This is a genomic window from Pseudomonas sp. SYWMCR5 (assembly GCF_057197165.1).
On the sequence record NZ_JBXUNH010000009.1, the window covers coordinates 174,057 to 186,169 of the forward strand.

Sequence of the window (12,113 nt, forward strand, 5' to 3'; positions counted from 1 at the left end):
CCATTCAAGGAGAGAGCGACAGCATGAAGACCTACAAGGGCGGCTGCCTGTGCGGTGCGATCCGCTTCGAGGCAGATGGGCCGACGGGCAATCCCCACCACTGCTCGTGCCGCTGGTGTCAGCAGCATACCGGGGCACTGGTGGCGAGCTGGGTGGAATTCGATCGTGCGCGGGTGCGCTGGGTGGGTGCTGGTGGAGCACCCGACACCTGGCGCTCTTCGGATTATTCCAGTCGGGCGTTCTGCCGGTGCTGCGGCAGTTCGATCGGGGCAATTGACGATGCGCCAACGGTGGCGTTGCTGCTGGGGTGTTTCGATGAGATCGAGGACGAGCAGCTGGTGCCGACCGGGCATTCGTTCGAGGACCGCTGCCCGGAGTGGATGCGTCAAGGTTGATTAGGTTGGGACCGCTGTGCGGTCCCTCAGGTCACAGCGACAAACTCATGCTCACACTCAGGTTGCGCGGTTCGCCCGGCATGTTCCACGCCACGTTGTAGCCGCGTTCGTAGTACTTGCGGTCGAAGACGTTGTTCAGGTTCACCCCGAAACTCAACTGCTCGCTGGCCTTGTAGTGCGCCAGCAAGTCCAGCGTGCTGTACGCCGGCAAGCGCAGGTCGCCACCCGCCTGCCCGGAACGCTCGCCCACGTAGTTGGCCGAGGCGCCGACATCCGAGCCCCGCAGCCAGCCATTCTGGAACTCGTGCACCACCATCAGGCTGCCGCTGTGCCGGGGAATGCCCAACAGGTCGCTGCCCTTGGGCAGTGCTGCATCGCCCTTGGTGACCTCGGCATCGATGTAGGCATAGGCACCGATCACCCGCACGGCCTCGGTGAGCTGCCCGCTGAACTGCACGTCCAGCCCCTGGCTGCGCGCCTTGCCAGCAGCGATGCTTTCACCGAAGGCATCGGTGGTGACGACGTTTTCCTTGTCGATGCTGAACAACGCGACAGTCGCACCCAGCCGACTGTCGAACAGGTCGAGCTTCAGCCCTGTCTCATATCCCAGCCCTTTCTCAGGCTTGTACACCTGGCCCTGGGTGCCGATGGCGTTGGGTTTGAACGAGGTGGAGGCATTGGCGAACACCCCAACTTCGGGCGTCCATTGATACAACAGCCCCACACGCGGTGTTGCGACTTCCTTGACCTGGCTGTTGCTTACCCCGGTGGCGCGGTTCAGCGCGGTCTGCTCGACCCGCTCCAGGCGCACACCGAGCAGGCCACGCCAACGCTCGTCGAAGATGATCTGATCTTGCAGGTTGAGGGCCTGGCTTTCGGTGCGTTCGAAGAAGTCGTTGGGGTTGATCAGCGGCGGCTTGGGCTGCCCGTAGACCGGCTGGTAGATGTCCAGCCCGTAGCCGAGCGACGTGGCGCTCTGTGGGTATTTCTGGCTGTTGCGGTAGTTCTCGTACTCCAGGCCGATCAGGCTCTGGTGCTGCCAGCCGAGAAAATCGAACTGCCCGTGCAGTTCGGCCTGGGTGATGTTGTCGTTCCACTCGAAATTGCGTTCGCGGTAGAAACGGCTGATCGTCTGGCCGACTACCCGCGACGGCTCCGAACTGTTGCCGCGCAGATGGCCCTGGGTGTAGTGGTTGGCCAGGCGCAGTTTCCAGTTGTCGTTCAGGTGACGTTCCAGGGCCAGGTCAAGGGTCTGGTTGTCGTTGCGAATGTGGCCGTCGTTGGGCTCGCCGAGAAAGGTCGAGCGCTTCACTGAACCCAACTGATTGTTGACCGCAGGAATGCCCCGGTCGAACACCGATTCGGTGCGCGAGAACTCGGCATCCAGCAACAGGCGCGTGTCAGGGTCGAGTTGCCAGATAAGCGAGGGGCTGACGATCTGTCGGCGGCTGTCGACGTGATCACGGAAGCTGCCGTTGTCCTCCACTGCCAGGTTGATGCGCGACAGCAGGCGCCCCTCCTCGTCCAGCGGCGTGTTGACGTCCAGGCTGCCGCGGTAGCGATCCCAGGTCCCGGCGCTGGCCTTCAGGCGCGTGAACGCCTCTTCCTGCGGACGCTTGCTGACGATATTGACCAGGCCGCCCGGATCACCGCGCCCGTAGAGGCTGGCGGCCGGGCCCTTGAGCACTTCGATGCGCTCGATGGTCGAGGTGTCCGGTGCACTGTAGCTGCCGCGGTTGATGGCAAAGCCGTTCTTGTACAACTCACCGGTGGTGAAACCGCGCACGCTGTAGTTGAGGAAGGTCAAGCCACCGAAGTTGTTCTGCCGGGTGACGCCACCGGCAAAGTCCAGGGCTCGGTCGATGCGTGTGCTGTTGAGGTCTTCAAGCACCTGGCTGGGCACCACGGCGATGCTCTGCGGCGTGTCGCGCACATCGGTATCGGTGCGCGTCGCGGTGCTCGAGCGGGTGGCGCGGTAGCCCTGCACCGGGCCGTCCGCGCGCTCCTGCAGATGACTGTCGCTGACGGTCAGGGCCTCGAGTATTACAGGTTCGGCAGCACTGCCGGGCAGGCCGAACACAGACAGGGAAAAACCCAGACAGAGCCGGGCGGGGGAAAGTTTCATCAACGACGCTCCTAAATTTCATGTAATAACATATCAATTTATGAAAGATGCGAGGAGTACCCGGATGAGAAAAAACCGCATTTGCCCGTCAACCTGTAGTTTACGGCTCGGGTATACTCGCGCTTCCGGCCCGCTTCCAGGAACCGCCCCATGGTTGAAAACAGCTTTGCCTTCCGCTTCCAGGCATTGCTCGAACACCACAAGCTGACCCTGCAAGCCGAGGGGCGGTTGGGCTGATTCAGGGAGAGAGCTGCGATGCTACCGGGAACTGCGTCACTCGACAGCCAGCGTCAACAGCGGGTACAGCGCCGCGGCACGGTGGGGTTGTACTTCGTTGCCGCCTTGTCGGTACTCGCCGGCATGACCGATGCCATCGGTTTCATGGCCACCGGCGATTTCGTTTCGTTCATGAGCGGCAACACCACGCGCCTGGCGGCCTCGCTGGGCAGCGCCGATCTGGGGCCGGTGCTGCGCCTGGCGCTGGTGATCGCGGCGTTCGTGCTGGGCAACGCACTGGGGGTGGTCGTTGCCGCCAGAAGCGGTCGGCGCCACTGGCCGTTGCTGGGTGTGATCGCCCTGCTGCTGGCGGTCGCCGGCATGCTGCCAGAGCCCATGCAACTGCTCGCGCTACTGGCGGCGGTGACCGCGATGGGCATGATCAATGCGGTGGTCGAGGAAGTGAACGGCCTGCCGATCGGGCTGACCTACGTCACCGGCGCGCTGTCGCGTTTCGGTCGCGGCTTGGGCCGCACCCTGTTGGGTCAACAACGGCTCGGGTGGCGCGTGCAACTGGTGCCCTGGAGCGGCATGTTCATCGGGGCGGTGTTGGGGGTGTTGCTGGAACAGCGCTTCGAGCGTGCGGCACTGCTGGCCAGCGCGCTGACCGCCCTGCTGCTTGCCGTGGTCTCGTGGAAGATTCCACGGCGTTGGCAGTTGCGCTACATGCCACGCTGACTCACAGGCAGGTCGCCGCCGCAGCCTTGCGCTGCAGTGCAACCATGTCGTTCTTGCGGGCGTAGTAATCGACCCGGGTCCCGCCGGCCTGCGGGTAGACGTCAACGAAGGACTCCGCCTCGCGGGTGTACACCGTCAAGCCACCGCCCTTGCGCGTTTCCAGGTAACCACTGGCGTCAACGCCGAAGCGCGACTCTTCCTGCCAACTGAACTGGATGCACTGGGCCACCAGCTCCGGCGCTTTCTGCGAGTCGAGGCGCGCGCTCGGCTGGCCGTTGCGCGCGGCCTCCATGGTCGACGAAGCGCAGCCAATCAACATCAGGGCTGCAGCCATCGGCAGTAGTGCTCGCATGTTCCATCCTCGGGGCAAAAAAGAAGCGACTGTAGCACTGGCGGTGATCGCGCGTGAATGCTCGGGCAGCGAAGTGCATCATGCCAGGGTTCCGCTGGCCCTCCTGCCGTGCTGCGCCTGAGGCCCGGACGACCATCGCCCTTGCCGGCGTTGACCACAGCTAAGGTGGGGGGGCGCGGCTTACCCGCAATCACACCACGAACCGCTCGACCATCTCCTGCAACTGCTCCCCCAACCGCGCCAGCTCGGCGCTCGAGGCCGCTGTTTCTTCACTGGCCGCTGCCGTCTGTTCACACACCTGGCGCACACCCAGCACATTGCGGCTGATCTCCTCGGCCACCAGGCTCTGCTGTTCGGCGGCAGCAGCAATCTGCTGGTTCATCCCCTGAATGCTCGACACCGCCTGGGTGATGCTGCCCAGCGCCACCCCGGCCTGACGCGTAAGCTCGACACTGCGCTCGGTCAAGCCACGCCCGGCATCCATGATCGTAGCCGCCTGTTCGGCACCACTGCGCAGGTCCTCGACCAGCGCTTCGATTTCCTCGGTGGACTGCTGTGTACGCTGGGCGAGGCTGCGCACCTCGTCGGCCACCACGGCAAAACCACGCCCCGCCTCCCCTGCCCGTGCCGCCTCGATGGCGGCATTCAAGGCCAGCAGGTTGGTCTGTTGCGCGATGTCTTCCAGGTGATCGCTGCTGCCGATCAACTTGCCCAGGCTGGACCCGCTCTGCAGCGCGAGGACCACAGTGAGGGCCAGCACCAGGGCAAAGCCCAGCGCCAGTTTGAGCTTGATGCCCAGGTTGCCGAGCCAGTGGGTCATGGGGAGTCTCGAAGTCGATGATAGGGGTTGACGGTGCCGGCCCCTTGCAGGCAAACCCGCCCTCACAGGCGCGGGCTTGCTGCGATGGGGCCGCGAAGCGGTCGGCTGTGCTTCAGAACAACGGCAAGCTGTAGGTGATGTAGAGACGGTTCTCGTCCAGGTCACGCTGGTTGGCGTAGGTGCTGCGCAAGCTGGCGTTGCGCCAGGAGAACGACAGGCCCTTGAAGGTCTCGCCCTGCACGGCATAGGTCACCCAGAAATCGCGCTCCCATTCATGCTGGTCGCCCTGCGCCGACTTGATGTTGTCGCCGCGCTGGTAGGCCAGCAGCGTCGTCAGGCCCGGAATGCCGACGGCGGCGAAGTTGTAGGTGTGCTGCGCCACCCAGGTCCGCTCCCCGGCTTTCTGGAAACGCGCGCCGGTCTGGCGGTCGGTGATCAGGTAGGTGGCCGAGCCATCGCCCTGGTTGACGAAGGGGAAATCGCTGTCGCCTTCGAGCTGCTGGTAACCCAGGCTGAATCCATGACCGCCGAGGCTGTAGGTGAACAACCCGGCGAACGCCTGATTGTCGACTTTGCCGTTATTGCCGAAACCGGCACTGCGATAGCCCTCGGCGCGCCCGGCCACACTGCCGTTGCGCCCCGACGGGCCACTGTCGAAGTAGCGCAGGTCGGTCTTGAGGCTGCCCACCGGCAATACCAGTTGGTGCACCAGGCCGACAAAGTGCTGGCGGTAGAAGTCCTCAAGCTCGCCGTAGTAGTACTGCAAGGTCAGGTCGCGGCTCACGGCGTAGTCGACGCCGAAGAAGTTGAACGCATTGCTGCGCTTGCCCGACGGCCCGCCCGCCCCGGCGATCGCCATGCCTTCGTTGTTCGACGAGTTGCGGCTCTTGACCCGCTGGATCTGCCCGCCGGTGAAGGTGAAGTTGTCCAGGTCGCGCGAGGTGATCTGCAGGCCTTCGAAGGTTTCCGGCAACAGGCGACCGTCGTTGAGCGTCAGCACCGGCATCTTCGGACGCAACGTGCCGAGCCGCGCCTCGGTCTTGGCAACGCGCAGCTTGCCGGTCACGCCCAGGGTGCTGAACTCATCGACCGCACGACCATCGCTGTCGGTGGGAAACGCCAGGCCACCGCGATTGGTACTCTGCGGGTTGTAGTGGGTGCCCTTGCCCGAATCCAGACGGATGCCAAGCATGCCCAGGGCATCGACACCGACACCGACGGCGCCCTCGGTGTAGCCGGAAGTGAAGTCGAACAGAAAGCCCTGGCCCCACTCCTCCTGCTTGGACGGGTTGGCGCTGCCGCTGCGATTGTCCTGGTTAAAGTAGATGTTGCGCATTTCCAGGCGCGCGCGTGAATCCTCGATCAGGCCGGCGGCCTGGGTGGTCAGGGGGGCCAGCGCCAGGGCGATCAGCCCGGGAACGGAAGAAGACCGTTTGCAAGACATACTGTGTGTTCCTCGTTTCTTGTTGTTATGTGGAGCGCCGAACACCGGGCGCAGGCAAGCCGCGCCCGACGCCGCTTCTGTCAGGAAGCGGGCGCTGGTGTTCGATCAGGGACCAGGAGTGCGCGGGAGGCGCTTCAGCCGGCCAGCTGGCATGGGGGCGCAGCACCAGTTCGATGTTGTTGCCGCTGTGGTCCTTGAAGCGGATCAGCTCGTTGACGTGGCGCACCTCGGCGTCTTCACGCGAGCCATGCACCACCTTGAAGGCATTGCGCTCGAGCAGCACGGCAGCGTGCTCCAGCTCATCGCTGCTGGTGACCTCGAAGGCGGTGGTGGTTTCACGCGGGTCGCCCTCGTGGTAGCACAGTGTGTGGTCGCGGCTGTCGGAGCGAAAATACACCGCACCGTTGGCCTCGCGGGCCACCTGCAAACCGAGAATCTGCGTCGCGTAGCGGCGTGCGTCGTCCAGGTTGGCGGTCCCCAGGCGCACGTAGCGGATATCGTGCAGGTTGATCATGGGTGGAGTCCCTTGGTTTTATTTTTGTCTGGACTCATCCTCGCAACCGGCGCTTAATCGCAGAAGCTAATTCTCTTTATTCGCACTATTTGATTTGATTATAGAGATGCGCACCGACCTCAATCTGCTACGCGTCCTGCTGGCCGTCTACGAAACCGGCAACGTCACCGCTGCGGCGAAACAGCTGGGCATCAGCCAGCCCGCCGCCAGCGCCGCCCTCGCCCGTCTGCGCCATTCGCTGCAGGATCCGCTGTTCATCCGCTCCGGTGCCGGCATGGAGGCCACGCCACGAGCCCAGGGCATCATCGAGCGCACCCGCGAAGTCATCGAAATCATCGACCGTGACATCCTCAGCAGCCCGACCTTCGACCCCGCCATCGCCGAAGACGAGTTCGTGTTCTGCCTGAGCGAGATCGGCGAGGTGGTGTTCCTGCCGCCGTTGTTCCAGAAGCTGCGCCAGCTCGCGCCACGCGTTCGCCTGCGCACGCTCAGCCTGGCGCCCGATGCGCTCACCGACAGCCTGCATGACGGCAAGGTCGATGCCGTGCTCGGTTACTTCCCCGACCTCACGGCCCCCAACATCTACCAGCAACGGCTGTTCTCCCACGACCTCACCTGCATGCTGCGCCGCGGTCACCCACTGGCCCGCGAGCGCCTGGCGCTCGAGGATTTCGCCCGCATGGAGCACCTGCAGGTGCGCGTCGGCTGCCGCCGCCAGGAGATGTTCGAGGCGCACCTGAACGAAGCGGGGATCAAGCGCAACATCGTGCTCGAGACCTCGCACTACATGAGCGTGCCCTCGATCATCGAGCAGTCCGACCTGGTGGTGGTACTGCCGCGCACCGTGGCCAACCTGTACCTGGATACCGTGAACGTGCAGATCGTCGAGCCGCCGGTAGAGATCCCCTGCTACGACCTCAAGCAGTTCTGGCACGCACGCTTCCAGCAGGCGCCACGCAGTGTGTGGTTGCGCCGGGTGATCAGCGAGTTGTTTGCGCAGGGCTAGAAGCAACGGACGCCCGAGCACGCTGGCAAGGGCGCGCCCCGGGGGCTACCATGTGCAGCCTCTGGCGCGACCTTTTGCCGCGCCCTCGCCTGCAGCCTGAAAGCCGTCCCATGCCCTTCGAACTCACCGTAGAACCGCTTATCCTGCTGATCCTCGCCGCAGTGGCCTTCGTCGCCGGTTTCATCGATGCCATTGCCGGTGGTGGTGGCCTGCTCACCACCCCCGCCCTACTCACCGCCGGCATGCCGCCGCACCTGGTGCTGGGCACCAACAAGCTCAGCTCGACCTTCGGCTCGGCCACCGCCGGGTTCACCTACTACCGGCGCAAGTTGTTCCACCCGGCCCAGTGGCGCCTGGCAATCGTCGGCACCCTGAGCGGCGCGCTGATCGGCGCGGTGATCGCCCACTACATGCCCGCCGAATGGCTGAACAAGATGCTGCCGGTGATCGTCTTCGCCTGTGGCCTGTACCTGCTGTTCGGCGGCACCCCCAAGGCGCCGCTGGATGCCGATGCACCGATCAGGAAAAAATGGCAGTTCCCCCAGGGTTTCAGCCTAGGCTTCTACGACGGAGTGGCAGGCCCCGGCACGGGTGCGTTCTGGACGGTAAGCACCCTGCTGCTCTACCCCATCGACCTGGTACGTGCCAGTGGTGTGGCGCGCAGCATGAACTTCGTCAGCAACATCGCGGCGCTGACGGTGTTCGTGATTTCCGGGCAAGTGGACTATATCGTCGGCCTGGTCATGGGCGTGTCGGTGATGATCGGCGCGTTCTTCGGCGCCCGCACCGCGATCAGCGGCGGCAGCAAGTTCATTCGCCCGGTGTTCATCACCGTGGTGCTGGCGCTGACCGTGCGCCTGGCCTGGCAGCATTGGTTCGGCCAGGCCTGAGGGCTGAGTCAGGTCGGCAGCACCGGCTCCGCCAACCCCAGCCGCCGCGCCACGTACAGGTCGATCAGGTAACGGGCGATGGAGCGTCCGGCGGGCAATGGCGGCAGGTCGTGTACGCTGAACCACTGGGCATCCTCGATCTCGTCAGGCTGCATGACGATCTCGCCACCCGCGTACTCGGCGTGGAAGCCCAGCATCATCGAATGCGGGAACGGCCAGCACTGGCTGCCCACGTACTGGATGTTCTTGACCTGCACCGCCACTTCCTCGCGCACTTCGCGCACCAGGCAATCCTCAGCCGACTCGCCCGGTTCGGCAAAGCCGGCCAGGGTGCTGTACACCCCGGTGACGAAGCGCGGTGAACGCGCCAGCAGGATTTCGTCGCCACGGGTCACCAGCACGATCATGCTGGGCGAGATGCGCGGGTAGCTGCGCAGGTCGCAGGCCTGGCAGTACATCGCCCGCTCCCAGCGGATCTGCGTCATCGGCTGGCCGCAACTGCCGCAGAAACGATGCTCGCGCGCCCAGGTGCCGATCTGTGCGGCATAACCCAGCAGCTTGTAGGTGTCGAAGTCGCCTTCGAGCATGAACTGGCGCAGGCCGCGCCAGCTCATGCCCGGCAGTTCGCTGGCAGTGCGCAGCTCCAGGAGGAACACCGGCTCGCCGTCGAAATGACCGATTCCGTGCTCGCAGAGCACGTCCAGCTCCTGGCGCTTGAGCCAGTCACGCGGGAACAACGCACCGTTGTCATCCACCAGGAACCCCGCAGGGCTGCGGGCGACGGCCAGGCCGCCAGCGGTCTGCGGGTCGAGTACTGCGGTAGTCCAGCGTGCTGACATGTTCGGCTCTCTTCAGGCGCGTGCGCCGTCAGGAGGTCAGTCGGCGAACGTCGGTTTCTGTTTGTTCATATGGGCCGCCACCGCGACCCGCAGGTCTTCTGACTGCAGCATGGCAGCGTTCCAGGTGGCGATGTACTGCAGGCCATCGTCGATACGATGGTCGCGCATGTAGCTGATCATTTCCTTGGTGCCGGCCACGGCGATGGGCGATTTTCCTGCAATTTCCCGGGCGATGGCAAAGACTCCGTCGAGCAATGCCGCCTGGTCGTCATACACCCGGTTGACCAGGCCGATGCGCAACGCCTCGTTGGCATCGATCATACGCCCGGTGTAGGCCAGCTCACGCATCATGCCGTCGCCGATGATACGTGGCAAACGTTGCAGGGTGCCGACATCGGCGGCCATGCCCATGTCGATTTCCTTGATCGAGAACTGCGCATCGGCGCTGCAATAGCGCATGTCGCAGGCCGACACCAGGTCGATGGCGCCGCCGATGCAATAGCCCTGGATCGCCGCCAGCACCGGTTTGCGGCACTTGTCGACGGCCGTGAACGAGCTTTGCAGACGCAGGATGGTACGGCGCAGCAGGCGCGCATTGCGGCCGGCGTCCTTGCCCATCTGTCCGGCCAGCGAGGCCAGCATCATCAGGTCGATCCCCGAGGAAAAATGCTTGCCCGCGCCACTGACAACCACCGCACGCACCGCCTCGGTGTCGTCGACCCACTGGAAGATCTCTACGATTTCCTCCCAGAAGGCAGCGTTCATCGCGTTGATTTTTTCCGGGCGATTGATCTGCACATGGGCGATGTTGTCGGTCAGTTCGACCTTGAACGCGGTGTACTCGGTCACGGGCGGCACTCCTGTGGGGAAAGGGTTCACGCGCCGGACTATAACGCACCTGCAAGGCGATGCTTGTGCCAAAGGCGGGACTGATTGCCAGTGGTAAAGAACAGGCTGTCGATTCGCGCCCTGCCCGTTCGACCAATGTTCAGGCACCGCAGTGACCTATTCTTCCACTGCCCCGAACACCCCTCGCGAGGACATACCCATGCGCACACTCATCGTTGCCGCGTTCGTCAGCCTGGACGGCGTCATGCAAGCCCCCGGCGGCCCGCAGGAAGACACCAGCCAAGGCTTCGGTTTCGGCGGCTGGCTCGTACCCTACGCCGACGAAACCTTTGGCCATGTCATGCAAGCGCTGTTCAGCCAGCCTTTCGAGTTGCTGCTGGGGCGGCGGACCTACGACATCTTTGCCGACTACTGGCCCAAGGTCGGTGCGGATTCGGACAACACGCCCATGGCCGAGCTGTTCAACAAGGTGCCCAAGCACGTCGCCACCCATCACCCCGACACCCTCGACTGGCAAAACAGCCGCGCCTTGGGCGCTGACGTGATCCAGGCCGTGCGCGCGCTCAAGCAGCAGGACGGCCCGGCACTGCTCACCCAAGGCAGCGCCGAACTGGTGCAGCAACTGTTGGCAGCCGGATTGGTGGACGAGCTGCGCCTGTTGATCAACCCGGTGATGCTCGGGCACGGCAAACGGCTGTTCGCAGACAACGCGCAACCGGCGGCCTTGAGCCTGGTCGAGTCCTTGAGCTCGCCACGCGGGGTACTGCTCGCCCATTACCGACGCAGTGGCGAGGTGCAGACCGGCAGCTTTGCCTGACACACTGCCTACCGCGAGTTGTGCCCACAGGCGTGTCGCGCCTTAGAATGGGCCAACACTCTCTGGAAGCATTTCACATGGACCTGCTGTTTCTGGGCACCAGCGCCGGGGCGCCTACCAAGGCGCGCAATGTCAGCGCCACGGCCGTCATCGACACCAGCGGCAGCGGCTGGTATCTGGTCGATTGCGGCGAGGCCACCCAGCACCAGCTCCTGCACACGCCGTTGTCGGTCCGCGACCTTCGCGCGATCTTCATCACCCACGTGCATGGCGACCACTGCTTCGGTCTGCCCGGTCTGCTGGCCAGCGCCGGTATGTCCGGGCGCAGCAAGCCACTCGAGCTGATCCTGCCAACTGTCCTGCACGACTGGGTGCGCCAGAGCCTTTCGGTCAGCGACACCTACCTGCCCTTCGAGCTGTGCCTGCACGCTGCCGAAACCTTCGGCAACTGGAGCAACGCCAGCCTGCAGGTCAATGCGGTCGAGCTGTCCCACCGAGTCCCGAGCCGTGGTTATGTGTTCACCGAGATCAATCCCGAGCCGCGCCTGGACATCCCGCGCCTGGAGGCCGACGGCATCCCGCGCGGCCCGCTGTGGGGCGAGCTGGCAAAGGGCATTGCCGTGGTTCACGAGGGCCGCAGGCTCTATCCACGGCACTACCTGCGCCCCTCCCGACCGGCGCGACGGGTCATCGTCTGTGGCGACAACGATCGCCCCGAGCTGTTGGCAGAAGTTGCCAAGGGCGCGGATGTACTGGTGCACGAAGCGACCTTCACCCAGCCACTGATCGAGCGCACCGGCATCAGCTTCGGACACAGCAGTGCCGAGGCGGTGGCGAAATTCGCCCAATCGGCTGGGGTCAAGAACCTGGTGTTGACTCACTTCAGCGCCCGTTACCAGGGCGATCCACGGCGCAGCCCGTGCATCGATGATCTCCACGCCGAAGCCCAGGCCCACTACGACGGCAGCTTGATCCTGGCGCGCGATCTTCAGCGCTATCACCTGGACCGGAACGGGGACTTGCTGCACGAACCAAATACTTGAGCGCGAAATTGCACTGAACCAACCGACCTGCGGCGTGATCCTTCCCTAGGCGCAGCCAGCGTAAA

At 64.3% G+C, this 12,113-nt stretch carries 12 protein-coding genes and 1 pseudogene; 6 read left to right on the forward strand and 7 right to left on the reverse strand.

Translation table 11 applies throughout. The features are described from left to right. Positions 1-23 precede the first annotated feature (23 nt). Positions 24-395, forward strand: coding sequence for a GFA family protein (locus AC2CGW_RS21665; RefSeq protein WP_186711423.1), 372 nt, complete (start codon positions 24-26; stop codon positions 393-395). Positions 396-426: 31 nt separating this feature from the next. Here the strand turns inward: AC2CGW_RS21665 and AC2CGW_RS21670 are convergent, their stop codons facing one another. Beyond that, positions 427-2,520 carry a TonB-dependent siderophore receptor gene (locus AC2CGW_RS21670; protein WP_484574576.1) on the reverse strand — a complete coding sequence of 698 codons (2,094 nt, stop codon included), beginning with the start codon at positions 2,518-2,520 and terminating at the stop codon, positions 427-429. A gap of 255 nt (positions 2,521-2,775) precedes the next feature. Between AC2CGW_RS21670 and AC2CGW_RS21675 the strand changes: the two genes are divergently transcribed. Then, the gene (locus AC2CGW_RS21675) at positions 2,776-3,474 is read left to right on the forward strand and encodes a YoaK family protein (protein WP_186722285.1); all 699 of its coding nucleotides are present in this window, start codon (positions 2,776-2,778) and stop codon (positions 3,472-3,474) included. Position 3,475: 1 nt separating this feature from the next. On the opposite strand, the gene AC2CGW_RS21680 is transcribed toward AC2CGW_RS21675, so the two are convergent. From AC2CGW_RS21680 to AC2CGW_RS21695, 4 genes and pseudogenes are all read right to left on the reverse strand, one after another. Next, a complete protein-coding gene (locus tag AC2CGW_RS21680; RefSeq protein ID WP_186668884.1) occupies positions 3,476-3,826 on the reverse strand; it encodes a hypothetical protein in 351 nt (116 codons plus the stop codon). Between the two features lie 190 nt (positions 3,827-4,016). Continuing rightward, a pseudogene (locus AC2CGW_RS21685) lies at positions 4,017-4,502 on the reverse strand (methyl-accepting chemotaxis protein); the annotation flags it as partial. A gap of 256 nt (positions 4,503-4,758) precedes the next feature. Beyond that, the gene (locus tag AC2CGW_RS21690; protein ID WP_484574577.1) at positions 4,759-6,090 is read right to left on the reverse strand and encodes an OprD family porin; all 1,332 of its coding nucleotides are present in this window, start codon (positions 6,088-6,090) and stop codon (positions 4,759-4,761) included. A 25-nt stretch (positions 6,091-6,115) separates the two neighbouring features. Then, the gene (locus tag AC2CGW_RS21695) at positions 6,116-6,604 is read right to left on the reverse strand and encodes a VOC family protein (RefSeq protein ID WP_484574578.1); all 489 of its coding nucleotides are present in this window, start codon (positions 6,602-6,604) and stop codon (positions 6,116-6,118) included. Between the two features lie 106 nt (positions 6,605-6,710). On the opposite strand from AC2CGW_RS21695, the gene AC2CGW_RS21700 reads away from it, so the two are divergent. Next, positions 6,711-7,610, forward strand: a complete 900-nt coding sequence (locus AC2CGW_RS21700) for a LysR family transcriptional regulator (protein WP_186711427.1) — start codon at positions 6,711-6,713, stop codon at positions 7,608-7,610. Between the two features lie 110 nt (positions 7,611-7,720). Then, positions 7,721-8,500: a TSUP family transporter gene (locus AC2CGW_RS21705; RefSeq protein ID WP_484574579.1), complete on the forward strand. Its 780-nt coding sequence runs from the start codon at positions 7,721-7,723 to the stop codon at positions 8,498-8,500. A gap of 8 nt (positions 8,501-8,508) precedes the next feature. On the opposite strand, the gene nudC is transcribed toward AC2CGW_RS21705, so the two are convergent. Both nudC and AC2CGW_RS21715 read right to left on the reverse strand, forming a co-directional pair. Next, positions 8,509-9,339 (reverse strand): NAD(+) diphosphatase, encoded by an 831-nt coding sequence (gene nudC, locus AC2CGW_RS21710; protein ID WP_186668880.1) that lies wholly within the window; start codon positions 9,337-9,339, stop codon positions 8,509-8,511. Between the two features lie 36 nt (positions 9,340-9,375). Next, positions 9,376-10,188: a crotonase/enoyl-CoA hydratase family protein gene (locus AC2CGW_RS21715; RefSeq protein ID WP_186668879.1), complete on the reverse strand. Its 813-nt coding sequence runs from the start codon at positions 10,186-10,188 to the stop codon at positions 9,376-9,378. A gap of 199 nt (positions 10,189-10,387) precedes the next feature. On the opposite strand from AC2CGW_RS21715, the gene AC2CGW_RS21720 reads away from it, so the two are divergent. Continuing rightward, complete coding sequence (locus AC2CGW_RS21720; protein ID WP_186711429.1) at positions 10,388-11,005, forward strand: dihydrofolate reductase family protein; 618 nt, start codon at positions 10,388-10,390, stop codon at positions 11,003-11,005. Between the two features lie 77 nt (positions 11,006-11,082). Continuing rightward, on the forward strand, positions 11,083-12,048 hold the full coding sequence (locus AC2CGW_RS21725; protein WP_186711430.1) for an MBL fold metallo-hydrolase: 966 nt from the start codon (positions 11,083-11,085) through the stop codon (positions 12,046-12,048). Positions 12,049-12,113 lie beyond the last annotated feature (65 nt).